Origin of the sequence: Faecalibacterium sp. I2-3-92, assembly GCF_023347315.1 — a bacterium.
GTDB classification, from domain to species: Bacteria; Bacillota; Clostridia; order Oscillospirales; family Ruminococcaceae; genus Faecalibacterium; species Faecalibacterium duncaniae.
Window position 1 is genome coordinate 2,246,584 of sequence record NZ_CP094470.1, and the last position, 25,650, is coordinate 2,272,233.

At 56.5% G+C, this 25,650-nt stretch carries 17 protein-coding genes and 1 other annotated feature; of the genes, 3 read left to right on the forward strand and 14 right to left on the reverse strand.

The genetic code is table 11. The annotated features are described in order from the left end of the window. Window positions 1-78: 78 nt before the first annotated feature. The 3 genes from leuD to MTP42_RS11010 all read right to left on the reverse strand — a co-directional run bounded on the left by leuD (window position 79) and on the right by MTP42_RS11010 (window position 3,643). Window positions 79-564, reverse strand: coding sequence for a 3-isopropylmalate dehydratase small subunit (leuD, locus tag MTP42_RS11000; protein WP_156058482.1), 486 nt, complete (start codon window positions 562-564; stop codon window positions 79-81). A 19-nt stretch (window positions 565-583) separates the two neighbouring features. Beyond that, entirely contained in the window at window positions 584-1,843 is a 1,260-nt protein-coding gene (leuC, locus tag MTP42_RS11005) for a 3-isopropylmalate dehydratase large subunit (RefSeq protein WP_156065633.1), read from the reverse strand. A gap of 147 nt (window positions 1,844-1,990) precedes the next feature. Beyond that, on the reverse strand, window positions 1,991-3,643 hold the full coding sequence (locus MTP42_RS11010; RefSeq protein WP_249257315.1) for a 2-isopropylmalate synthase: 1,653 nt from the start codon (window positions 3,641-3,643) through the stop codon (window positions 1,991-1,993). Between the two features lie 220 nt (window positions 3,644-3,863). Then, window positions 3,864-4,120, reverse strand: a binding site (T-box leader). Window positions 4,121-4,695: 575 nt separating this feature from the next. Between MTP42_RS11010 and ftsH the strand changes: the two genes are divergently transcribed. Both ftsH and MTP42_RS11020 read left to right on the forward strand, forming a co-directional pair. Next, window positions 4,696-6,522, forward strand: coding sequence for an ATP-dependent zinc metalloprotease FtsH (ftsH, locus tag MTP42_RS11015; RefSeq protein ID WP_249257316.1), 1,827 nt, complete (start codon window positions 4,696-4,698; stop codon window positions 6,520-6,522). 359 nt (window positions 6,523-6,881) lie between these two features. Further along, on the forward strand, window positions 6,882-7,511 hold the full coding sequence (locus MTP42_RS11020) for a transcriptional regulator, IclR family protein (protein ID WP_215666034.1): 630 nt from the start codon (window positions 6,882-6,884) through the stop codon (window positions 7,509-7,511). Window positions 7,512-7,626: 115 nt separating this feature from the next. Here MTP42_RS11020 and MTP42_RS11025 read toward each other — a convergent pair whose 3' ends face one another. From MTP42_RS11025 to MTP42_RS11055, 7 genes are all read right to left on the reverse strand, one after another. After that, the gene (locus MTP42_RS11025) at window positions 7,627-9,657 is read right to left on the reverse strand and encodes an InlB B-repeat-containing protein (protein WP_249257317.1); all 2,031 of its coding nucleotides are present in this window, start codon (window positions 9,655-9,657) and stop codon (window positions 7,627-7,629) included. A 453-nt stretch (window positions 9,658-10,110) separates the two neighbouring features. Continuing rightward, window positions 10,111-11,040, reverse strand: coding sequence for a sugar phosphate isomerase/epimerase family protein (locus MTP42_RS11030; RefSeq protein ID WP_249257318.1), 930 nt, complete (start codon window positions 11,038-11,040; stop codon window positions 10,111-10,113). A 378-nt stretch (window positions 11,041-11,418) separates the two neighbouring features. Next, window positions 11,419-12,417 (reverse strand): ABC transporter permease subunit, encoded by a 999-nt coding sequence (locus MTP42_RS11035; RefSeq protein ID WP_005931572.1) that lies wholly within the window; start codon window positions 12,415-12,417, stop codon window positions 11,419-11,421. A gap of 18 nt (window positions 12,418-12,435) precedes the next feature. Then, entirely contained in the window at window positions 12,436-13,977 is a 1,542-nt protein-coding gene (locus MTP42_RS11040) for a sugar ABC transporter ATP-binding protein (RefSeq protein WP_249257319.1), read from the reverse strand. A gap of 169 nt (window positions 13,978-14,146) precedes the next feature. Further along, entirely contained in the window at window positions 14,147-15,199 is a 1,053-nt protein-coding gene (locus MTP42_RS11045; protein WP_249257320.1) for a substrate-binding domain-containing protein, read from the reverse strand. Between the two features lie 381 nt (window positions 15,200-15,580). Beyond that, a complete protein-coding gene (locus MTP42_RS11050) occupies window positions 15,581-16,783 on the reverse strand; it encodes an AraC family transcriptional regulator (protein WP_156058488.1) in 1,203 nt (400 codons plus the stop codon). A gap of 131 nt (window positions 16,784-16,914) precedes the next feature. After that, window positions 16,915-18,303 (reverse strand): MFS transporter, encoded by a 1,389-nt coding sequence (locus MTP42_RS11055; protein ID WP_249257321.1) that lies wholly within the window; start codon window positions 18,301-18,303, stop codon window positions 16,915-16,917. A gap of 415 nt (window positions 18,304-18,718) precedes the next feature. Here MTP42_RS11055 and uidA point away from each other — a divergent pair, with 415 nt between their 5' ends. Beyond that, complete coding sequence (gene uidA, locus MTP42_RS11060) at window positions 18,719-20,545, forward strand: beta-glucuronidase (RefSeq protein ID WP_207697610.1); 1,827 nt, start codon at window positions 18,719-18,721, stop codon at window positions 20,543-20,545. A gap of 63 nt (window positions 20,546-20,608) precedes the next feature. Here uidA and MTP42_RS11065 read toward each other — a convergent pair whose 3' ends face one another. From MTP42_RS11065 to MTP42_RS11080, 4 genes are read right to left on the reverse strand one after another with little or no spacing between them, the layout of a single operon-like run. After that, window positions 20,609-21,730, reverse strand: coding sequence for an MBL fold metallo-hydrolase (locus MTP42_RS11065; RefSeq protein WP_207697609.1), 1,122 nt, complete (start codon window positions 21,728-21,730; stop codon window positions 20,609-20,611). Beyond that, complete coding sequence (locus MTP42_RS11070) at window positions 21,703-23,769, reverse strand: YgiQ family radical SAM protein (protein ID WP_249257322.1); 2,067 nt, start codon at window positions 23,767-23,769, stop codon at window positions 21,703-21,705. The genes MTP42_RS11065 and MTP42_RS11070 overlap by 28 nt, the downstream gene beginning before the upstream one ends. A 56-nt stretch (window positions 23,770-23,825) precedes the next feature. Next, entirely contained in the window at window positions 23,826-24,692 is an 867-nt protein-coding gene (locus MTP42_RS11075) for an NgoMIV family type II restriction endonuclease (protein WP_005931608.1), read from the reverse strand. Further along, window positions 24,679-25,626 carry a DNA cytosine methyltransferase gene (locus MTP42_RS11080; protein ID WP_156060527.1) on the reverse strand — a complete coding sequence of 316 codons (948 nt, stop codon included), beginning with the start codon at window positions 25,624-25,626 and terminating at the stop codon, window positions 24,679-24,681. Before MTP42_RS11080 ends, MTP42_RS11075 begins: the two co-directional genes overlap by 14 nt. Window positions 25,627-25,650: the final 24 nt, after the last annotated feature.

Genomic DNA, 25,650 nt, shown 5'->3' on the forward strand with positions numbered 1-25,650 from the left:
GAACTCGCAGAGCTTTCCGCAACGCCAGAGCCGCCCCTACTAGGGGCGGTGGCAATGCGTCAGCATTGACGGTGGGGTTTATTTCTTGGTCAGCGACTTCATCAGGCCACCGTCGGCAATGATCTTCTGGATAAACGGCGGGAAGGGTTCCGCCTGGAAGGTCTTGCCGGTGGTCTCATCGGTGATGAGGCCGGTAGTAAAATCCACGCTGACGGTATCCCCTGCGCTGATGGAATCCACAGCCTCGGGGCACTCCATGATGGGCAGACCGATGTTGATGCTGTTGCGGTAGAAGATACGGGCAAAGCTCTTGGCAATGACCACCGAGATGCCCGCGGCCTTGATGGCCACGGGGGCGTGCTCACGGGAGGAGCCGCAGCCGAAGTTCCAGCCGCCCACCATGACATCGCCGTCCCTGACGTTCCGGACAAAGTCCTTGTCGATGTCCTCCATGCAGTGGCTGGCCAGCTCCTTGGGGTCCTGGGTGTTCAGGTGGCGGGCCGGAATGATGACATCGGTATCCACGTTATCCGGGTATTTGAAAACAGAACCTTTTGCGTTCATCGTTGTTTCTCCTTTTCGATCAGACCGTGCGGGGATCGGTGATATAGCCGGTCAGGGCGCTGGCAGCGGCAGTGGCCGGGCTTGCCAGATAGACTTCGCTCTTGACATGGCCCATGCGGCCCACAAAGTTGCGGTTGGTGGTGGAGACACAGCGCTCCCCCTCGGCCAGGATGCCCATGTAGCCGCCCAGGCAGGGGCCGCAGGTGGGGGTGGACACGATGCAGCCCGCATCAATAAAGGCCTCGGTCCAGCCGCGCAGGATGCACTCCTTATAAACCGCCATGGTGGCCGGGATGATGATGCCCCGCACACCCTTGGCAATGTGTCTGCCCTTGAGGATGTTGTAAGCGGCCTCCATATCCTCCAGACGGCCATTGGTACAGCTGCCGATGACCACCTGATCGATCCGGATGTCCTTTCCTTCGCTGGCGGGGTGGGTGTTCTCCGGCAGATGAGGGTAGCTGACCGTGGGCTCCAGCTTGTCCAGGTCGATCTCGATGGTCTTTTCGTATTCGGCATCCGGGTCAGCCTCGTAGTAGACCGGGGTGCGCTGGCTGCGGCCGTTCAGATACGCTCTGGTGACCTCGTCCACAGGGAAGATGCCGTTCTTGGCACCGGCCTCAATGGCCATGTTGCAGACGCAGAGGCGATCCTCCATGGTCAGGGAAGCCACGCCCGGGCCGGTGAATTCCATGGACTTGTACAGTGCGCCGTCCACACCGATCATGCCGATGATGTGCAGGATCAGGTCCTTGCCGGATACGCGGGGGCTGAACTTGCCCTTGAGCACAAACTTGATGGCAGAGGGCACCTTGAACCATGCCATGCCGGTGGCCATACCGGCAGCCATATCGGTGGAGCCCACACCGGTGGAGAATGCGCCCAGTGCACCGTAGGTGCAGGTGTGGCTGTCGGCACCGATGATGCAGTCACCGGCGGTCACGATGCCTTTTTCGGGCAGGAGGGCGTGCTCAACACCCATCTGACCCACATCGTAGAAGTTGAGGATATCATATTTGTTGGCAAACTCGCGGCACTGCTTGGACTGGGTTGCGCTCTTGATGTCCTTATTGGGGACGAAGTGATCCAGCACGATGGCAATGTGCTCCTTGTCGAACACGCCGTCAAAGCCTGCCTTCTCAAACTCGTTGATGGCGACCGGGGTGGTGATATCGTTGCCCAGCACGATATCGAGCTTGGCATTGATGAGCTGGCCTGCCTTGACCTCCGGCAAACCCGCATGTGCGGCCAGAATCTTCTGCGTCAGAGTCATTCCCATGGTGATACTCTCCTTTTATCTTTTATAACTCCCCCAGTCGCTTACGCGACAGCCCCCTCTAGGAGGGGGCCTCTTTGCCTTTCCGTTACGCAACAGGCTCCCTCTTAGAGGGAGCTGTCACCGCAGGTGACTGAGGGAGTTCGATTTTTATTTACTGTTAATTGCCGAAACCAGCGCCTTGATGCCGGCGACGATGATATCGGTGTCGGTGCCGGCACCCCAGGTCATGCTGCCATCCCCCCAGGCAAGGCCCACATAGGAAGCCGCACGGGAGGTGCTGCCCTCGTCCAGGCTGTGCTCCGAGTAGCTTTCCAGATGGAAGTCCATCCCGGTGGCGCTCTGGATGGCGTTGGCCACAGCATCCAGACGACCATTGCCCACCGAAGTGACCACCTTGCGCTGACCGTTCAGGTCCAGGGTGACCGTGGCGGTAATGCCGTTGACCTGTGCAAAGTGGGCCTCCACCACACGGAGGGGCTTTTCGCGGTTGAGGAAGCTCTCCTCGAAGATGCGGAGCACCTCGCCTGCACTCAGCTCCTTGTGGCTGTGGTCGGACACGCTCTTGACCTTGTAGCCCAGCACCTCGCGCATCTTGGGGGGCAGATTATAGCCGTAGTTCTGTTCCAGCACAAAGCCGATGCCGCCCTTGCCGCTCTGGCTGTTGATGCGGATGACATCGGCATCATAGGTGCGGCCGATATCGTGGGGGTCGATGGGGATGTAGGGGCAGGTCCAGCGGTGCTCGCCCCGCTCCTTGCGGTAGGCCATGCCCTTTGCAATGGCATCCTGATGGCTGCCCGAGAAGGCTGCAAACACCAGCTGACCGGCGTAGGGGGTGCGCTCGTAGATGTGCATCCGGGTCACGCGCTCGTAGGTAGCGCAGATCTCGGGCATATCGGAAAAGTCCAGTCTGGGGTCTACGCCGTGGCTGTACAGATTCATGGCCAGAGTCACGGCATCCACGTTGCCGGTACGCTCACCGTTGCCGAACAGGCAGCACTCCACGCGCTGGGCTCCGGCCAGAGCAGCCATTTCGGCGCAGGCAACACCGGTGCCGCGGTCGTTGTGGGGATGGGTGGAGATGATCACGCTGTCACGGTACTTGAGGTGCTTATCGCAATACTCGATCTGGTTGGCGTAGACATGGGGCATACTCATTTCGACCGTGACAGGCAGGTTGATGATCATGGGGCGGTCAGGGGTGGGCTGCATGATATCCAGCACTGCGTTGCAGACCTCCACAGCATAGTCCACCTCGGTGCCGGTAAAGCTCTCGGGGCTGTACTCAAACAGGAAGTTACCCTCGTATTCCTGGCTCAGCTGCTTGACAAGCTTTGCGCCGTCGGTGGCGATCTTCTTGATCTCTTCCCTGCTCTTGTGGAACACCTGCTCGCGCTGGGCCACGGAGGTGGAATTATAGAAGTGGATCACCGCGCGGGGGGCACCCTTGACAGCCTCAAAGGTCTTGCGGATGATGTGGTCGCGGCACTGGGTCAGCACCTGCACAGTCACGTCCTCCGGGATCATGTTTTTCTCGATCAGGGTACGCAGGAACTCGTACTCAGTATCGCTGGCGGCGGGGAAACCCACCTCGATCTCCTTGAAGCCGATCTTCACCAGCATCTGGAAGAACTCCAGCTTTTCCTCCAGGCTCATGGGCACGATCAGAGCCTGATTGCCGTCGCGCAGATCCACACTGCACCAGGCCGGGGCCTTTTCAATGTGATCCTTCTTCACCCAGCTGTCATAACCGGCAGGGGCAGGGTAATATCCCGGTGCGTACTTGGTTGCGTCCATCATTTTGCGTGTCCTCCTAAACAAATTACACTTTTGAGGTTTCTTCCTGCCCAACTCCCCCAGTCACCTACGGTGACAGCCCCCTCTGAGATGGGGCCCTTGGCAGTACGGTAAAGTTTCCCGCTTCGCCAGAGGCTCCCTCCCCGAGGGAGCTGGCAGATCCGTAAGGATCTGACTGAAGGAGTTACATACGAAAAGGCCCTCGTCTCCAAGGCGATAAGCCTTGAGAGACGAGGGCCTGTCATTTTTTCTAACAGAGCACCCGTGGTACCACTCTCTTTGCTGGAAAACCAGCCACTCACACGATCAGCTTTTGGCGGCGAATCGCTGCCCCGGTAACGGTGGGCATCCGTCAGAGCCTACTCTCCGTTCAGCTCTGCCGCTCAGGGGCCAGTAACCGAAACCCTCCGCACTGCCTTGCACCACCCGGCAGCTCTCTGAAGCAGAAGAAGATCGTTTTTTCCCCGTCAACGCATTTGGTCTTTGTGTTTCAAAGTGAGCTTATTGTACCAAACGTCGGATTTGCTGTCAAGAAGTTTGGCTCATATCAAAAATGAAACAAATTCACATCAGGAGCGGCACAATTTTCCAAATTTTGCGCTTTCTGTATCGAATCGTAGAGCGCTGGGAAAGCGGGGGATGCCCACGCAAGTGAAATCGGGTTGCGGCTCCCAGCATTCGCATCGCTTACGCTTGCGTCTTGCTGGCCGCGGCCCCAACAACAGTTCCCTGCATCCGCCACTGGCGGCGGTCGCTGTCGTTGCAGGCCATTCCATCGCCCGCCCTATTGCCTGCGGCAACAGGGTCCCACCCCAGCGGACACTTGCTTAGGGCATTCCCCCGCTTCCCTCCCGCCAGGCTTCGGGGTTTGTTAAGAATCTGGGAAGTTTTTGGAAACAAGCCCTCGAAAAGCTTTTTTGTTAATTTTCGTTGTGTTAAGATAAGCTTATCGAAAGAATAAGGCCCCTGACCGATTTGTCAAAGGCTCTCCCTTTGGGAGAGCTGGCTGCGAAGCAGACTGAGAGGGCGAGACCGTTTACCGAGGAGGAAATCCTATGAAAGAAGTCAAGACACCGCGCAAGCCGTTGGCGATCTATTACGCCCTCGTGCTGCTGATGCTGCTGCTCCTCAACTTTGTGCTGCTGCCGTGGATGGGGGAGCGCCAGATCAAAGAGGTGGACTACGGCACCTTTATGACCATGACCGAGGAGAAGAACATCGGCCGTGTGGACATTGAATCCAACCAGATCATCTTTACCGATAAGGACGAGACGCAGGTCTACAGGACCGGCCTGATGAACGACACCGGCCTGACCGAGCGGCTGTACGATGCCGGAGCCACCTTCTCCAGCGAGATCGTGGAACAGTCCTCGCCGGTACTGAGCTTTTTGATCTGGTTCGTCCTGCCCATCATCCTGTTCTCGGCCATCGGCAACCAGATGAACAAAAAGCTGATGGAAAAGGCCGGCGGCGGCCCGGGCTCCATGATGTTTGGCGGCATGGGCAAATCCAACGCCAAGGTCTATGTGCAGTCCACGGCAGGCATCCGCTTTGCGGATGTAGCCGGCGAGGACGAGGCCAAGGAAAACTTACAGGAAGTTGTCAACTATCTGCACGACCCCAGCAAGTATGAGAGCATTGGTGCCAAGATGCCCAAGGGCATCCTGCTGGTGGGCCCTCCGGGCACCGGCAAGACCATGCTGGCCAAGGCTGTGGCCGGTGAGTCCAACGTGCCCTTCTTTTCCATCTCCGGCTCCGAGTTCGTGGAGATGTTCGTGGGCATGGGTGCCTCCAAGGTGCGCGACCTGTTCAAGCAGGCCAAGGAGAAAGCCCCCTGCATCGTGTTTATCGATGAGATCGATGCCATTGGCCAAAAGCGCAGCGGCGGCCAATACGGCGGCAACGATGAGCGCGAGCAGACCCTGAACCAGCTGTTGACTGAGATGGACGGCTTTGAGGGCAACACCGGTGTCATCATTCTGGCCGCCACCAACCGTCCCGAATCCCTTGACCCTGCCCTGACCCGCCCCGGCCGCTTTGACCGCCGAGTGCCCGTGGAGCTGCCCGACCTCAAGGGCCGCGAGGAGATCCTGAAGGTCCACGCTAAGAAGGTCGCGCTGGCCCCGGGCATCGACTTTACCACCGTGGCCCGGATGGCCTCCGGCGCGTCCGGTGCCGAGCTGGCCAACATCGTCAACGAGGCCGCGCTGCGGGCCGTCCGCGCGGGCCGCAAGAGCGTGACCCAATCCGACCTAGAGGAGAGCATTGAGGTGGTCATTGCAGGCTACCAGAAGAAAAACTCCATCCTGACCGACCACGAAAAGTGCATCGTAGCCTACCATGAGATCGGTCACGCTCTGGTCGCCGCCAAGCAGACCCACTCCGCCCCCGTGCAGAAGATCACCATCATCCCCCGCACCTCGGGTGCTCTGGGTTACACCATGCAGGTGGACGAGGGCAACCACTACCTGATGAACAAGGAGGAGCTGGAAAACAAGATCGCCACCCTCACCGGCGGACGTGCCGCCGAGGAAGTGGTGTTCCACTCCATCACCACCGGCGCTTCCAATGATATCGAACAGGCCACCAAGCTGGCCCGCGCCATGCTGACCCGCTACGGCATGAGCGATGAGTTTGACATGGTGGCACTGGAGACCGTCAACAACCAGTATCTGGGCGGCGACACTTCCCTTGCCTGCTCTGCCCAGACCCAGTGTGAGATCGACCAGAAGGTGGTGGAGCTGGTCAAGGCCCAGCACGCCAAGGCTGTGCAGATCCTGACCGACAACCGCGCAAAGCTGGATGAGCTGGCCCAGTATCTGTACCAGAAAGAGACCATCACCGGCGATGAGTTCATGGAGATCCTGAACCGGGAAGGTTAAACCCCACCGTCAATGCTTCGCATTGCCACCGCCCCTAGTAGGGGCGGCTCTGGCGCTGCGTAGAGCCCTGCGAGTTCCCCTTTATGCCAAGGGCCCCACTATTAGGGGCAACAGTAACAACCGCCGCCAGTGGCGGATAAAGGGCGTTGCTGTTGGGGCCGCGGCCAGCAAGACACAAGTGTTGTTTACAACACGAAGTGGATGCTGGGTGCCGCAACCCGGACCTGTCACGCGGAGCGTGACTGAGGGGTTTAACGTTCCATAAAAATTTCCTTCCCCCTGCAATAAATAAGCCGCCCGTTCCGTATTCATTACAGAACGGGCGGTTTTTCGTCCATAGTACAGGAGGTATATTTCTTATGAAGATTCTGAATACAATGCTGGGCCGTCAGGCCATTGCCGCAGCCCTGGTGCTGTCCCTTGCCATCCCCATGAGCGTCGGCGCATTTGCCGAGGAGCCTGCCGCTGCAGCTGCCACCGATGACACCGTTGTTGCAGGCTACCTGCCCCCGCAGGACGAAAGCGTGATGCTTCAGGGCGAGATCGCGCTGCACAGCGGCGACGTTGCCGTGGGCGAGACCGACCCCGCCTACGGCGGCTACGGCGCACCGGAGGGTGACCCCATTCAGGGCGACATCATGCTGATCTCCGCTGACGAGGCAAAGACCACCGAAGCCCGGTACACCGTCAAGGGCCTGCTGGGCCGTCAGGTCCTTTACACCGCCCGGCAGGAGGGCCGTGTCCTGACGCTGGACGTGCCGGACTGCGCCGCCACCTTCCGCACCACCATTCAGGACATGAAGACCCTGATGGAGCAGGGCGTGTCCACGCTGGTGCTCACCACGGAGAAGGGTTCCACCACCCTGAACCTTTCCCTGCTGTGCGAGGGCCAGACCGACACCCAGCGGGTGGTGCTGCGGCAGCTGGGCGACAGCGCTTTCCTGACGGTCGGCCTGCGCTGCCGCCGCGACCTCATCGTGGGCCGCTGAGTGGAGTGTGTTCCCCTTTCCTGAAGCTTAACAGAAACACAGCAGGAGCGCTCTGCCGGTATGACCCGGTGGGGCGCTCCTGCCGTGTTTGGGAAATATCAGAGGATGTCAAATTTTACTGCGCATTCTGCTTGAGGTCCTGTGCCTTCTTCCAAGCACGCAGCACGCTGATCTTGGTAACCATGTTGTCCGGATAGAACTTCACCTGTTCAGGGGGCAGCTCTGTATCCTGATCGTTCAGGTCAGGCATGAGGTCGTGCTCCATGGCCCAGCGGGCAGCATGCTGCAGATCCATATCCTGTTCTTCCTGGCCAACATCGGGGTAGAGGATCTCAGATTCCGGCATAGGCTTGCCTGCATCCTCCCACAGCATCATTGCAAGAGCACTGCGGTTGCTGGGGAAGTAAGGCAGACCCCACATCTGGCCCACCAGATCGGTGCCCAGCGTGTAGCCGACCAGTGCGCCGCCAGCCACAACAGCCGTACCGACAATGATGGGGCCAACAACATCAGAACCATCCTCAATGTCAGCGCTGCGGTACTGTGCAGCCACATCCACATCGTCATTCATGGTAAAGGTAATGGACTCTGCCTTGTAATCCTGATCCTGCGGCAGGTCAAAATTGCCGGTAGACCAGAGATCAAACACCATACCCTCGGGAACCTTCGTCTGGTCCAGCGTCACGGTGACTTCTGCACCATCCGGCACAAGGCAGGTCTGCTTGCCGCTGGCCTCATCGGTGCTGGTTTCCAGTGTGTCGGTCACATCAATGTCGCCGTTTTTCACAGCAAAGGTGCCGCCGGTCACGGTCAGGGTATGATTGACGACAGGCTCATCCTTCTTCCACTGTGCCGTAAACACCTCATCACCCGTCAGGACAAGCTCACTCTCAGCTTTATAGAGCTTACCGTTAAGGCTCAGCCATCCAGCAAACTGGTAGCCTTCTCGTGTGGGAGCTGCTGCAAGCGTCACGTTCTCTTTTTCATGGGAAAAAGCATCTTTGTAGGCAGTTTCGTCGCCAGTGCCTCCATTCAGGTTGTACTGGAGGCGGTACACACTGGCAGTTTCCTGATGTTTTTCCAACTCCCGGTGGCAGTAATCGCAGGTCTTCGTTACATCCCGCCACTCATTTCGCTCATCGAACTTTGTCCACTTCGAATAGGTGTAGGTAAAGGCCTTGTCATGCTCACCATCGGTATAGGAGTGTGTCTGCATCTCGCCGTTTGTCCAGACCAGCTCACCGTTCAGATGTACATCTGTTTTACCCTTGTTGTTAGTAGCTGCTTTACCGCCATAGCCGAACACCTGCGAACAGGTCGTTGTATCCCGGGCAGCCGTGACATGGGGATCGGTGATATTGATGATGTACTTATGGCTGCCCATGTTGCTGTCGTTGATGTTCAGCGCAGTTTTATTGTTACTGAACATTGATACATAGGACTGGAAGTTGGAATTCACGGTGCAGTTGTTAAAGTTAACCGTGATGTCATGGGCTCCTGCACTGTAATCCGTGTAAACATTGATCGCTTTTCCGTTCGCATTGAAGGTGCAGGTATCAAATGTCATGGTCGGGGAACAATACGTCCAGAGTGCATAATTAGAGCTTGGTGCATTGAAGGTCGTATCCTTGAACACTGCACTGGTATAGCCCCAATAGTCTGTCTTGCCGTTGATGACGCAGTTTTCCACCACTGTATTGTCAATACGGATGAAGCCCAGATAATCTTTATCACCGGAGCGAAGCGTCATATTTTTGAAGGTGACTGTTTTGGCACTATCAAAGCTGTAATCGCCGTTATACTCTGTGCCATAATACTCCGGGTTCGGCACCTCAGCACCGATATTCCAGAACGTTTTGTCAGTTCCCTGCCCCACAAAGGTCAGGTTTTTTCCCTTGGTCGTATCGTCGCTTTTGATACCGTACAGTGTATAATTGCCCTCGCCAAGGGTGATGGTAGTGGTCTCACCTTTCTTTGCCGCTTTCACAGCATCTACCAAGGACGTATAGCCCTGATCTCCGATCCATGCTACATACTCTCCGGTGCCGGGTGCGTCCTCCGCAAAAGCCAGCATGGGAAGCATCTGAAGCATCATTGCCACTGCCAGCAGGGCCGCCAAAAACCGGTTTTGACTTTTCTGTTTCAACTTTCTTCATTCCTTTCATCACTATTTGCATTTTTGCAACGGATTCCCCGCAAGGAACCCTCCAGATTCCTACCGCACTGTCACCTCCCCTGTAGGTTCCATTTTCCGCATTGCAGGTCTCAGCCAGGTTGCTGAGTGCTTTGTTCTCAAAGGAATTTTTGTCCTTTTATTATACCCCCCCCCCCCTAAATTAAAATCAAGTATTTTAAAAACTTTTGTTGATATTCACAAATCAGGTATCCTCTTTCGGTCATTTTCACGAAACTGCCTTTGACAAAGAAAAAAGCGGCCTGCCAGTGACTGACAAGCCGCCAAAATATTGTCCTATTCCAAATAAAAAGCTGCTGACAGCATGGGGCCCAGCTTTTTTGCCGCAAACAGCAGAAGCCCCCCGCCGGTTCTCCCGGCGGGGGGCTTCTGTTGTGGCAGCTTATGGTAAACGGAGAGTGGATATCAATTGAGAATGGGGTTCAGGATCTCGACCAGTGCATGATACTGGGTGGCGTAAGCTTCTGCGCCGTCCTTGGGGCGGCCCGGCTCGGCCATCTCGGACTTCATCTTCTCGACGATCGGGTTATTCTCAAATTGGAGCTTCTGGCTCTTTCCGCCTTTGGCTCCTGGTGCAAAGAAATCAAACATTGCCAGGTGGGGCTCCAGCGTCAGGAAGCCGTGGTAGCCCTCCTCGCAGAAAGCACGGCGAAGCAGCTCAGGGATCTTGCCAAGGCCGGTGCCTGCGGGCACATTCAGCAGGTAGCCGGGCAGAGCATCCTTGATGTGGATATAAACGATCTGGTCATGGAGCAATTCCCAGCACTCCGCGGTGTCCTGCTCACACTGGACAAAGTTGGCAAAATCGAACGCCGCCTTGAAGTGGGGGCAGGCCAGCCGGTCGAACAGCAATTTGCAGCGGGCACCGGTGTCTCCGTAGATGCCCTTCTCATTTTCATGGAGCAGGACAATGTCATGCTTTTCCGCGATCCGGATAAACTGACGCAGCTTATCCAGCACCACATCGGTATAGCTGTCTGCATCGGCATCCTTGGGGATGAGGAAGCTGAACATCCGGATGAAGGAGCAGTCCAGCAGCCTGGCCGTTTCGCAGAGTGTTTCCAGCTGCTCCAGCTGCTTGGCAAAGCCCTCTTCATCGTCCACCTCCACCTTGCCGATGGCCGTACCCAGGCTGGAAACGCCCACACCTGCGGCCCGCAGCTTTGGCAGAAGAACGGTGCGCACTTCCTCAGGGGTGTAATCGGCAATGCCCTTGTGCTCGGCGCTGCGGATGCAGATATACTTCATCCCCAGATCCGTCACAGTTTTGAGCTGCTGGTCAAAGTCCTGGCTGATCTCATCCGCAAAACCGGAAATTTTTTCGTAAACACTCATAAGACACACCTCATTCACCGATCTTTGTTTTCCGGACTTAACAGCACTGTTTCTGGCTTGTAGTATACCACTCTTCCGGGAGCTATGTTATAATAAATCGAAGAAAAATATCAAAATTCAAAGAACGTTCGTAAATTCAACGCAACCGCCAAACAAGGAGGCAAGTTCTTGTGCAATTCAACGAAAAAGAAAAAGTTCTCCAACTTTTTTCGGAGAGTGGGCGAGAAAACGCGGAGGGCTATTTGGAAGCCTGTTCAAGCAGCAGGAGGGGCTGACACCCCGCCAGTACCGTCTGCAGCAGCGGCAGCTGGGAAAATAACAGCAGAAGCCCCCCGCCGGGAGAACCGGCGGGGGGCTTCTCTGTATGCGAATGAGGGGTTACTTCTTTGCCAGGTACTTACGGATATCGATGGCCACAGCCACGATGATGACAAGGCCCTGGACGATATAGGTGTAAGAGGAGTTGACGTTCATAAACTGCAGAGCGACCTTCATCAGCTCAAAGACCAGAACGCCGACCAGAATGCCGGGCACGGTGCCGACACCGCCGGTGGTGGAAACGCCGCCGATGGTAGAAGCCGCAATGGCATCCAGCTCATAGCCCATTGCAGTGTTGACGGATGCGCCGCCGGACTTTGCAGCCAGCAGGCAGCCTGCCAGACCGAACATGCAGGAGGCCAGGATGTAGATGCGGATCTTGGTGGCGTAAACGTTGACACCGGCCACCTCAGCAGCAGCTTCGTTGCCGCCGATGGCGTACATGTACTTGCCGTGACGGGTCTTGTTGTACAGGAACCAGAAGCATACAGCCACGACCAGGGCGATCCAGATCAGCACGGGGACCTTCAGGATGGTGTTGGAGGCCAGAGAGGTGAAGTTCTTGTTCAGGGAGCCGATGGGGGTACCGCCGGTGTAGACCAGGCAGATACCGTAGACGACCTGCTGCATACCCAGGGTAGCGATAAAGGGCTGGACCTTCAGGTAAGAAACGACCAGACCGTTGCACAGACCCACGATGGCGCAGATGGCAATGACCAGAATGAACACCACAGGGGTGGGCAGAGTGGGCATGTTGGGGTAGAACTTACCGGCAGCGCCCTCAGTCTGCGCAAAGATGCAGGCCAGGCAGGCAGCAAAACCAGCCAGACGGCCTGCGGACAGGTCGTTGCCGGTGGTGATCAGACAGCCGGAGATGCCCAGCGCGATGATGTAGCGGATGGACACGTTCTTGAACAGGTTGATCAGGTTTGCAGGTGCAAAAAAGTTCGGGTGGATGATGCCGACGAACAGAGAGACGAGCAGCATCAGAACGATAATGGCGTTGTTGCCCAGCCATTTCTTTACGGATTTACCCGTTAATTTCTTGGTAGCTTCCACAATAGACAGCCTCCTTGTTTACTGATTGGCCGCTGCCTTTTCCGGCGCGGTCTCAAACTGGGTAGCCAGCTCCATGATGTTCTCCTGGGTCGCGTCCTTGCCGTCGATGAAGCCGGTGACGCGGCCATCGCACATGACCATGACGCGGTTGGACATGCCAATGATCTCGCTCATTTCAGAGGAGATCATAATGATGCTCTTGCCCTGCTTGGCCAGATCGGCAATGATGCAGTAGATCTCGTACTTTGCACCAACGTCGATGCCGCGGGTGGGCTCGTCCAGGATCAGGACATCAGGGTTATTTGCCAGCCAGCGGGCGATCAGCACCTTCTGCTGGTTGCCGCCGGACAGGCTCTTGATCTGGGTCTTGGGGCTGGGCACCTTGATGGCCATCTTTTCCTTATTGGTCGCCACCAGATCCAAAATCTTCTTGTCATCCAGCATGATGGGGCCCTTGCGCAGAGCGTCCAGCGATGCAATGGAGATGTTGTCGGCCACGCTCAGCACACCCATGATGCCGGTTGCGCGGCGGTCCTCGGTCAGCAGAGCCACGCTCTTCCGGATGGCATCGCGGGGCTGCTTGATGTGGACCTCTTCGCCCTTGATCCACACCCTGCCGGAGGTGTGTGCACGCAGACCAAAGATGCCTTCCATCAGCTCGGTGCGCTGTGCGCCCACCAGACCAGCCACGCCCAGGATCTCGCCCTTTTTCAGCTCAAAGCTGCAATGGCGGAAGGAGCGCGGATGGATGGAGGTAAAGTCCTCCACCTTCATCATCACTTCCTCGGAGGGGTGGTTCTCCAGCGGCGGGAACAGATTGGACAGCTCACGGCCGACCATCTTGGCGATGATCTGCTCCTTGGTCATGTTGGCAACGTCCCACTTGCCGATGTAATGGCCGTCACGCATGATGGTCACTTCGTCAGCAATGACCTTGATCTCATCCATCTTGTGGCTGATGTAAACCAGTGCAACGCCCTGCTCCTTCAGCTCACGCATGATGCGGAACAGCGATTCCACTTCGTTGGCGGTCAGGGAGGAGGTGGGCTCGTCCAGGATCAGCACCTTGCAGTTTGCGGAAACAGCCTTTGCAATTTCCACCATCTGCATCTGGGCAATGCTCAGGCTGCCCAGCTTTGCGTGGGAATTGATCTGCAGCTTCAGCTTCTTCAGCAGTGCATCGGTATCGGCATACATTTTGCTGTGGTCCACAATGGTGATGGGGCCAACCTTTTTGGTGGGGTAGCGGCCCAGCCAGATATTCTCAGCCACGGTACGGGCCGGGATGGGCTGCAGCTCCTGATGCACCATGGCAATGCCGCGGCCCAGTGCTTCCAACGGGTTCGCAATAACGACCTTTTCTCCCTCGTATTCGATCTCGCCCTCGTCCATCTTGTAAATGCCGAACATGCACTTCATCAGGGTGGACTTACCGGCACCGTTTTCGCCCATCAGGGCCATAACTTTACCGGGGCGGAGCTCCAACTGCGCGTGGTCCAGCGCTTTTACGCCGGGGAAGGTCTTGACCACGCCTTTCATTACCAGACGGTATTCTGACATTCCGCAGAGCCTCCTTATCTTGCAATTTGCAGGCCGCGCGGTGCGTCCTTTCTTTCCAAAAGAAGGCGCGTGCGCCCGAGAGAAATCTCGCACGCACGCGCTTTTAAGCTTTTACCAAGCCATAGGACTCACTGCGTACCTTGCAAACGTGAGTTTTGTGCCACAGGAATTAGAGGTACTGTGCTGCGTTCTCGGTAGTGACCTTGACGTAGTCGACCCAGTAGTACTCCTCAACGTCCTTGCCCTCAACAAACAGCTGAGTAGCCTCGGCAGCCTTGGTAGCCTGGCCCACGTCGTCGTTCAGAACGGTACCGGTCATCTTGCCGTCAACAACGTTCTGGACAGCCTCTTTCAGTGCGTCAACACCGACCAGGTAGATGTCCTTGCCAACGGTACGGCCAGCCTGCTCGATGGACTGCAGAGCACCCAGAGCCATTGCGTCGTTGTTGCAGAACACAACTTCGATCTTCTCGCCGTACTGTGCCAGAGCGTTTGCAACGTCCTGCTGTGCGGTGGTCTGATCCCAGTTGTCCAGGTACTCGTACAGGCACTCCACTTCCTTGTCGGCATCGGTCAGAGCCTTGATGGAGTACTCGGTGCGGTACTGAGCATCGATGTTCTCGGGGTCGCCCTTGCACATGATGTAAGTGATCTTGCCGTCGCCGTTGATATCGCCCTGGGTCTCGGTCTCCAGGATCAGCTCGCCCTGGTAAGTACCGGACTGACGTGCGTCAGCGCCAACGTAGCAGCACTTGCCTGCGTAGGAGTCCAGAACAGCCTTCTCGGGCTCACGGTTGATGAAGACGATGGGAGTGCCGGAGGGAGAAATGGTATCCACGATGGTCTGTGCAGAGGTGGTCTGAACAGGGTTGATGATCAGAACGTCAACGCCCTGCTGCAGGAAGGTGTTGATCTGCTCGGTCTGGGTGTTCTGGTCGTTCTTGCCGTCAACGATGGTCACGGAGTAGCCCTTATCCTTCAGGTACTCTTCCAGGTCGGTGCGGTACAGGGTCATAAAGTTATCAGCAAACTGATAGATGCAGACACCGACGTTTACGCTGCCGGTTGCAGCCTCAGAAGCAGCTGCAGAAGCAGCTGCAGAAGAAGCAGCGGTGGAGGAAGCAGCAGTGGAGCTGGAGGAGCCGCCGCAGGCGGTCAGAACGCCGGCAGCACCCACAACAGCAGAAGCCTTCATAAAGTCACGACGGGAAATCATTTTCATAATCTTGTTCTCCTTCATTCGCATATCACAGCATCTCATGGAATATACTTACATGTATGTTCCATGGTTTCTGTTTGTATTATAACCGTCTGGAAAATCATTCGCAATGGGACAAGTTCACAAGATTCCGGTCATTTCTTTGTGCATTCTTCACAGTTGATATTGTTGTGTACAACATTCTTTTTGCTATCAAGTACAAAATCAGTCGAAAATGCAACATACATCCAAATTCCATGCCAAAAATCCATAAATCCTTTCAAAATGGTTACAACATCGTTCTGTTCATGCAACAAATTTCTCTGTACAGAAAATGCCCGTTTTTCCCGGGAGTTTTGCACAAAACGTACATTTCCGGGAAAAACCGGGCATTTTTTTCATTTTTCACTTTTCTTTGTGTTCGCGGCGGTAGCGGGTGGGGGTGACTCCCAGCGTCTTTTTGAAGATCTTTGTAAAATAATTCACGTCCAGAATGCCCACTTCCTCGGCCACGGCGGCAATGGTGTGGTTGTTCTGCACCAGCAGCTGGGCCGCGCGGTTGACGCGCTGGGTGTTGATATAATCGATCAGGGTGCTGCCGGTCTCCTGCTTGAACAATGCCGACAGGTACGATGGGCTGATGAAGCACATGGCGGCCAGACTTTTCAGCGTCAGCGGCTCGGCCACGTTCAGGTTGACGTAGTTCATCACCTTCTGCACCGCGGGCGAATACTCCTTCAGCGAGTAGCGGCGGACATAGGCACAGTAATCCCGCGTCATCTGCCACATCATCTCGTTGGGCACCTCGTTGGCTTCCTCAATGATGCGGCTGTACTTGCTGGAAATGGCATCGATATAATAGGGATGCACCTTGCTGGGTTCAATGGCCTTGCGCAGCAGGGTGTTCAGCACGATCATCTTGTTCTTCTGCTGGTAGAGCGTCCCCTCGAACCGGCCGCCATAGGTAAAGCGGGAGTGCTGGTGCATGGCCTCGATGGCGGCTTCCTCATCGCCCCGGGCCACCGCGTCCAGAATGCGGTTCTCCGATTCATACCGCTGCTCCAGCATGGTGACCGGGATTTCCTTCTGGAACTCCGGCTCGTGGAAATAGCGGGTATCCGGGTGGAACTGGAAGGGCAGGAATTCCTTCAGCTCCTGCACCGGGACAGTGCAGCCGAACATCGTATCCACCACAACCCGCAAAGCTCCATAGAAATCACTGGCCTCCAGGATCTTCACGCCGTTGTAGTACTCCTGCACAGCGGCCTCTCCGGCTTCCCCCAGATAGCGCCTGACCCATTTGCGGGCGCTCGGGGTGCGGGGGCCCACCGTCCAGGGTCCAATGAGAAAGACCGTGTTTTTTTCATCGGGGATGCGGAACAGGGCAAAGTGCAGCTCAAAGGTGCCCTCCACCAGCAGCAGGGTATTTTCAGGGGTGCTGTCCAGCAGCAGCTGGCCGAACTCCTGCCAGTCGAACTGGGGGTCCAGCGATCGCCGCAGGCCGTAGTCAAACTCTTCCAACCCCTCAAAGGGCGGGGTGACCCGCCGGGTCGGGATATTCTGCACCGCTGCCAGCTTTGTAAGGATCTGCAAAGGATCCACCCGCATCGTACACCGCTCCTTTTTCCTGTTGTTCCGCTCGTGCCATTGTGGCATTCCTGATATATTAGTATACATCAATTTTGAAGCAGAAACAAGCCGCCCACAGGAATTTCCCGTGGGCGGCTTGATCCGTTTCCTTACTTATTATGGCGCTGTGCCAGTGCGGCCACGTTCTCCTCCACCTTCTGTTTGGTCAGGGGGTAGATGAAGAACAGGCTCAGGGCCACGGCCACAAAGCCGATGGCGGGGGCAATACAGGAGATGTTGAAGATGCCCATGGTGACCTCCGGGTCAAAGGCAGTGGCGGCGCTGTAGCCGATCATGGTCAGCAGGCCGCCGGTCAGGCCGGAAGAGAACGCCTGACCCAGCTTGCGGGCAAAGGAGTAGACCGCATAGATGGTGCCGTCCTCACGGATGCCGTTGCGGACCTCGGAATCATCGATGACATCGGTGATCATTGCCCAGATGATGGTGTTGAAGAAGCCCAGGCAGATGAAGGCGGCGCAGAAGAAGCCGACATAGACCCAGACATTGGCGGGCTTGAGAACAAAGCAGATGACCTCCAGCACCGTGGCCACGATGCAGGATACGGTGGCCAGCTCTTTTTTACCGAACCGGCTGGCCAGCTTGGAGGCAAAGGGTGCGCAGACGAGCAGGATCAGCACGCTGCTCAGCAGAGAAGCGGTAGACTGGGCGGCGGCGCTGCCGTAGAAGTTGGGGAACACATAGCCAGCCATGCCCTGCATGGTCAGCATGGCCAGCAGCAGGAAGAGGGCGGCAGCAATGATACCCAGCAGGGCACGGTTGGTGAACACGCTCTTGAGCATCTTGCCAATGTCCATCTTGCTGTTGTTGGCAGGCACGTCCACACGCTCACGCACCAGGTTGAAGCAGAGCAGGTAGCAGAGGATGGCGCAGACAGAGAAAACGCCTGCAATGATGGTCATGCGGCTGCCAGAGAGGACCGTCTGACCATTGACGGTGACGTAAGCCACCATGGGGGTGCCAACGCCGATCACAAGGCTGGCCAGGGTGCTGCCGATGGTACGCCAGGTGGACAGCTCTGCGCGGTCCTTGGGGTCAGCAGAGATGGCGGAGGCCATGGAGCCGTAAGGGATGTTGACGGAGGTGTAGAAGATGGAGCCCCACAGGATATAGGTCACAAAGAGCCATACCACCTTGAAGCCGTAGGACATCCCAGCCAGACCGGACTGGAAGATGAGGAAGGATGCGATGGCCACAGGGCCGCACATCCGCTTGAGCCAGGGGCGGAATTTGCCGTCCTTGGTAGGCTTGGAGCGGTCCACGATCTGGCCCATGGTCACATCGGTGAAAGCATCCACAAAGCGGGCGATCATCATGATCATGCCCACAACACCGGCGCTCACGCCCATCACGTCGGTATAAAACTTCATCAGGAAGCTGGACGACAGGATAAAAGTAAAATCGTTGGCGAAATCGCCGAACATATAGCCGACCTTGTCCCGCATCCCAAACGGGGTGGTCTTTTGCATTTCATTTGCCATTGTATTCTCCTTCGGTGGTCAATTCAAACGGCACAGCGTCCCTTCTGCTGTATCCAAGTTTGTACCCCAATATTATGACAAACTTTTATCAAAAAATGTTAGAATATTTTTTAGGTGAATTCGTACAATTTTAAGGTATTGTTTTTGTACATTTTCACAGTTCGTTCACATTCTGTTTTTCCCTCTTTTTCCCAGCATTCACTTTTTGTGGCACTCTTTACGGAAGTTTTTAAATCCAGCCGGAGATAATAGGTATTCTGCCCAGAGCAGCGCCTGTTTTCCTGAAAAAAGTCTGGATTTATTCAAAAATCTTTCTATCCCTTTTATAAAATTTCTGTCATACTGGGTATAAAGACAATAAACGCCCCTGTGGCACGCAAAATGCCGCCGGGCTGATGAATGTGAGGTCATCCTGATGAACCGCTCCCTGCTGTATCCCCGCGCTACCACCACCCGCCGTCTCATCGGCCTGGACGGGATGTGGCGTTTCAGCTTCGACCCCGAGAGCAAGGGTGTGGAGGACGGATGGGCGCTGGACCTGCCCTCCTCTCTTTCCATGCCGGTGCCCGCCTCCTTCTGCGACCTGTTCACCGATAAGGCCTCCCGCGAATACTGCGGTGATTTCTGGTACGAGACCAGTTTTTTTGTCCCTGCGGAATGGAGCGGCTGGGACATCGTTCTCCGGTTTGGCTCGGTCACCCACCGGGCCCGGGTCTTCGTCAATGGCGTGGAGGTGGCCCAGCACGAGGGCGGCTTCCTGCCCTTTGATGCCACCGTGACCAACATCGTGCGCTACAACCAGTTCAACAAGCTCAGTGTTCTGGCGAATAACGAGCTCAGCGAGACGATGCTGCCCGCAGGCACCACCCGCACCCTTGCGGACGGCAGAAAGATCGCCGCACCCTACTTTGATTTTTACAACTACGCCGGCATCCACCGGCCCGTCTGGCTGATGGCCCTGCCCAAGGAGCGGGTGCTGGACTATTCCACCCGATACCGCCTGACCGAGACCGGGGCCGAGATCGACTATACCGTGTCCACCAACGGCCCCCACCCCGTGACTGTGGAGCTTTACGACGGCACCACCCGGGTGGCCGAAAGCTCCGGCACCACCGGTACGCTGGTGGTCAAAAACGCCAAGCTGTGGAATGTCCACGCCGCCTATCTCTACGATCTGGTCATCCGCATCCACGAGGGCAGCGCGGTGGTGGACGAGTATCTGGACCGGATCGGCATCCGCACCTTTGAGATCCGGCACGGGCGTTTCCTGCTCAACGGCAGCCCGGTCTATCTGCGGGGCTTCGGCCGGCACGAGGATGCCGACATCCGGGGCCGTGGGCTCGACCTGCCCACCGTCAAGCGGGATTTCGAGCTGATGAAGTGGATCGGCGCAAACTGCTTCCGCACCAGCCACTACCCCTACGCTGAGGAGATCTACCAGATGGCCGATGAAGAGGGCTTCCTCATCATTGACGAAGTCCCCGCCGTGGGCTTTATGCAGAGCACGGCCAACTTCCTGGCCGCCAATCAGGGCAACGGCAGGCAGCAGGGCTTTTTTGAGAAGGAGACCACGCCTGTGCTGCTCAAGAACCACAAGGCAGCCCTGACCGATATGATCGACCGGGACAAAAACCACCCCTCGGTCATCGCATGGAGCCTGCTCAACGAGCCTCAGTGCACCAGCGCGGGCACTGAGGAATACTTCAAGCCCCTGTTCGAGCTGGCCCGCCGCCTCGACCCTCAGAAGCGCCCCCGTACTTATACGGTCCTGATGACCAGCCTGCCAGACACCAGCAAGGGCCAGCGTTTTGCCGATTTCGTCAGCCTGAACCGCTACTATGGCTGGTATGTACTGGGCGGGGCCGGGCTGGCGGATGCCGAAGCCGCCTTCCACCATGAGATGGACGGCTGGGCAAAAGTCCTGCATGGTCGCCCGCTCATCTTCACTGAGTACGGCACCGACAACCTGAGCGGTGCGCACAAGCTCCCCAGTGTGATGTGGAGTGCCGAGTACCAGAATGAATATCTGGAGATGACCCACGCCGTGTTCGACCACTACGATTTCGTACAGGGTGAGCTGGTGTGGAATTTTGCCGATTTCCAGACCACCGAGGGCATCCTGCGGGTGGACGGCAACAAAAAAGGCATCTTCACCCGCCAGCGCCAGCCCAAGGATGCGGCGTACCTCTTCCGGAAGCGGTGGACAACGCTGCCGGTCGATTTCAAGAAGCGAAAAAAATGATCCCAGAAAACAGCAGCGCCCTGCCGGTTTGTCCCGGCAGGGCGCTGCTTGTTTGATATGCGTTTACTTGATGCAGCTCGAGCACGGGCTGTACCCTGCCGCAATGGCCTCCTCGTAGCTGGAGAAGAGGATCTGGTTCTTCTCCGCAGGGAGATTGGCACAGCTGGGCAGGTGGAACTTTTTGCTGTTCACGTTGCCGATATACCCCTGCTGCGCGGTGGACGCTGCCGCCGGGTCGGTGGGGTTAAGCTCGGCATCGGTGGCCGTTTTCTCGGTGCGGATGGTATAGTTCTGTCCATCGGAACCGATCACGATGGCCCCCAGCAGGTCCGTGCGGTAAACATCCACGCCCGCATCCCGTAGGATGCTCAGGGTCTCCTCGTGGGGGTGGCCGTACTTGTTGTTCACACCACAGGAGATGATTCCCATCTCGGGCAGGACGGCGTTCAGGAAGATGTAACTCGTGCTGGTGCTGGAGCCGTGGTGGCCCACCTGCAGAACATCTGCCTTCAGGTTGGCCCCGCTGTTCACAAGATCGCGTTCCGCATCCGATTCCATATCGCCGGTGAGCAGAAAGCTGGTGGAGCCATAATCCACCCGCAGAACGATGGAGGTATCGTTGGTATTATCATACTGCGCCACAGGGCCCAGCATGGTCACAGTGGCGCTGCCCAGCGGCCAGACCGTGCCCACGGCGGGCACCTCCACCTGCAGGCCCTGCTGCTGGGTGTACTTGACGAAATCCTGAAAGCATTTGGTGGAGGCTTCCGTCACGGGGCTGTACACATGGTCTGCCGGGAAATAGGCCAGCGCAGCGGACAGGCCGCCCACATGATCCTCGTGGGCGTGGGAGCAGAACACATACTGCAGCTCCTCCACGCCGAGATTCTGCAGGTAAGAGACGACATAGCTGCCATCGTCCACGTTGCCGCCGTCGTAGAGCATATACTGGCCGTCACATTCCACCAGCACGCTCAGGGCCTGCCCCACATCCAGGAAGTGCATCTCAAAGTTGGCGGTCTGGCCGTCTCCGGCAGGCTGGGCAGTGCTGACCGTAGGGGTGCTGCTGCCCGGCACCACCGCCGAGGCATCACAGGCGGCAAGACCAAGGGCCAGCGCCGCCGCCAGGGCCAGAGCGGCAATGCGCCGCCAAAAGCTTACTTTTTCTTTTTTGAAGTTTTCCACGCTGTATTCTCTTTCTGTTGATCATTCTTCGGCTTACGGGGTGCCGTACCGTTGGGCGCAAAGCGTGCGCCGGGGCTGGGCTGGCGGCCGCCTGCGGTGCGGGCCGGAGCGGTTCCGCGGCTCTGATTCCTGCCTCCCCTGCCCTTGTTGGGGCGGACGGTATAGGTGCCGTCGTTGTGGATGGTCACCTCGGCAGGCTCGGCCCGGCGGGCAGAGCGCTGGACCGCGCGGCGGCCCTCGGCGGGCACCAGCAGCGGGATCAGGTCCTCCCGGTGGGTCATTTTCAGCGCCTTGATGACCTTTTCGGCATTGCGGGGCTCGTAATACTGGAGCAGGGCGCGCTGGAGCGCTTTTCCCTCCGCGGTCTTTTCCACGAACACAGGCTTGAGGGTGTAGGGGTCAAGGCCGGTGTAGAACATACAGGTGCTCACCGTGCCGGGGGTGGGATAGAAATCCTGCACCTGCTCGGGGCGCATGTGGTTTTTGTAGAGATACTCGGCCAGATAGACGGCATCGCTCAGGGTGCTGCCCGGGTGGCTGGACATCAGGTAGGGCACGAGGTACTGCTTTTTGCCCGCCTTCTTGCTCAGCTCGTAGAACTTATCCTTGAACTTGTTGAAGGTCTGGATGGGCGGCTTGCCCATGTAGGCCAGTGTGTTGGGGGCACAGTGCTCCGGGGCCACCTTCAGCTGGCCGGAGACGTGATACTCCACCAGCTCCTTGAAGAAGGTGTCGTCCGGGTCAGCCATCAGGTAATCGAACCGGATGCCGCTGCGGATGAACACCTTTTTCACGCCGGGCAGTTCCCGGACACGGCGCAGGATCTTGAGGTAATCGCTGTGATCCACGATCATGTGGGAGCAGGTGGTGGGGGCCAGGCAGTGCTTGCCGCCATTGCACATGCCCCGCAGCATCTGCTCCCGGCAGGACGGGAACCGGAAGTTGGCGGTGGGGCCGCCGATATCGTGGATGTAGCCCTTGAAATCAGGCTCGTGGGTCATTCGCTCGGCCTCGGCCACAATGCTGTCGGCACTGCGGCTGGTGACCCGGCGGCCCTGATGCAGCTGGATGGCGCAGAAGTTGCAGCCGCCGAAGCAGCCGCGGTTCTGGATGATGGAGAACTGCACCTCCCGGATGGCAGGCACGCCGCCCATGCTCTCATAGATGGGGTGGTAGCGGCGGGTGTAGGGCAGCGCATACACCTTGTCCAGCTCCCAGCGCACCAACGGCTTTGCCGGGATGTTCTGCACAAGGTACTTTTCACTCTGCTTCTGGACAATGATCTGGCCGCTGACCACATCCTGATTGTCCATCTGGATGCGGCAGGCTTTGGCGTAGGCCACCTTATCGGAGGCCACTTTCCGGAAACCGGCGCACTCCACATACTTTTCAGGCAGGTGGTCGAAGTCGGTCAGGTAGCAGGTGCCGTCCACATCGGTGATGGACTCCACCGGCTCCCCTGCCGCCAGCCGCCGGGCGATCTCCACGGTCTGGTGCTCGCCCATGCCAAAGCTGATGAGATCGGCTCCGGAGTCCTCTGCAATGCTGGGCAGAACGGTGTCCAGCCAATAATCGTAGTGGGCAAACCGGCGCAGAGAAGCCTCCAGACCGCCCAGGATCACAGGCAGGTCGGGGTAGGCCTCCTTGGCCAGCCTGGTGTAAACGGTTGCGCTGCGGTCAGGCCGCGCGCCGCCGATGCCGCCGGGAGAGTATTCGTCCTCGGCACGCGGAATTTTTGCCACGGAGTAGTGGCTCACCATGCTGTCCACGTTGCCGCCGCCGATGAAAAAGCCGTACTTCGGCCTGCCGAACCGCTTGAAGTCCTCGCAGTCGGAATAACGGGGCTGGGCCAGCACGCCGACCTTATAGCCCTCGGCCTCCAGCAGGCGGCTGATGATGGCGGTGCCAAAGCTGGGGTGGTCAACGTAGGCATCGCCGCCCACCACCACAAAGTCCAGCTGATCCCACCCCCGGGCTTCCATGTCCGCCCGGCTGATGGGAAGAAATTCGGTGTAGATCGGGGAAGTATTTTCCTGCATATCCTTTATATCCTCACTTCACACTTATGAAGTCTTTTAGAACGCAATTCATCTCATTATACGGAAAGGTCTAACGGCAAATCCGAAATATCTTTCAATCTTTTTCCTTCCACCAATGTTTTAAGTGTTTCTATCACATCTGCCCGTTCTGTTGAGTTAACTGATGCAATCAATTCCGGCAAAGCAAAGTGATATACACAATCAATGTCCCCTGTCCCAAGTGCAAGTGATGCAATTCTGGATGGAAGAGGTTCTCCCGTGACAACAACAATATGCGGAAGATGCCCTTTTCTATTACGAATCAGATTTAATGCTTCCGTACGACTGTTTTGTGCTCGATCCGATCTCATTGTCCATTTTGCCGAAACAGAAGCATGTAAGATTGCTTTGCCACCATTCTTTTCTCTCAAATCAGCATACCGACACACAGTATCATTTACGATAGGTTCTGTTGCGTTTATTTCCTCATCAGAACAAAGGTTTCGGTAAACAACGATATCAGGTGCTACCATATAGTCATTTCCAATCATAGCTGACAATTTTCTGTTAGCTTTTGTCAGTTCGGTCAAATACGCCAAATGTTCATATTGAGCGAATGTTGATGTTTTCGTCCTGCTTCTATTTCCAAGTTTAAGGACTTCCCAATTGCCCGGTCTAAGATGTTGCAGCTGTGGGAACGTTCTCTTTACAAACTCCATCGTAAGCATTTCAAATGACGCTCCTGCTGTTTGACCTGCAACACGCTCATTGGTTTCTGCCATCAGTTGCTCGGCAATTCCTTTAGCAATCATTACAGATATCACACTGTCTTTGTCTGCATTTGTGGCAACACCATTTGCATTGATTGCCAATGTACCAGTCTGCAGCAGTCTCTCATGGTATCTCTTGCGTTCCATTGCAATCAAGACTTCATCTTTCGGCATTTTCTAAGCACCTCCTGATTTCAATTCCAACAGCCTGCGCCACCGGTGGCGGAAAAGCATTGCCAATCATTCTGCACGCAACAGTTTTTTTATTTCCAAAAGTCCATGTGTCAGGGAACCCCTGAATTCTTGCCATCATCCGGCTCGTCAGTCGAGGCATCCCGTCAAAATCCGGTTCCGGTGCCTCATTTGCAATTCCCTTTCCGTCAACGCCAAGCTCTGCCCATGCATTTTTTGCTCTTGTCGGGCCAAGGTCCGGTCCGCCATGCTTTTTAGAGCCTCCAACCAGTGTAGGTGCAATCCTATCAGCTCCTTCAGCCCATTTTTTTGCACCTTTCCATCCATTTTGTGACATCAGATCGCACAGTGTCTCTCCAACCGTAGGAGATTCTCCTGGATGCTCTTGTGGATATTCAAATGCCCCTGCCTGATCTTTTCGGATTCCAACTATAACAACCCTTGGACGAAGCTGGGGTACCCCATAATCTGAGGCATTCAATAATTTAATGTGTGTAACATACCCTAGCTTCTTTATCTCTGTAAAAATATGGTCTCGGTATTCCTCGAAGCCAGAGTCCAGAAAACCTCGAACATTTTCCAGCATAACAGCTCTTGGACGAATCTCTCGAATCAAACGAATTGCTTCCGGAAACAGGTCACGCTCATCATCCTTACCTAATTGCTTTCCTGCAACAGAAAACGGCGGACACGGAACACCACCAGCCAGCAAATCCACACCTTTGTATGGCCGTCCATCAAAACTGTGAACGTCCGCACAGATCACATTCCATTCCGGGCGATTATCTTTCAGAACTTTACAATAATCCCGTTCATATTCTACAAGCGCCACATGGACAAAACCAGCCATTGCCAAGCCTAAAGCCTGTCCTCCTGCGCCCGCACATATTTCAACACAAGTCAGAGGTCGCTGCATTTTTCTCCTTGCTCCTCAAAATTT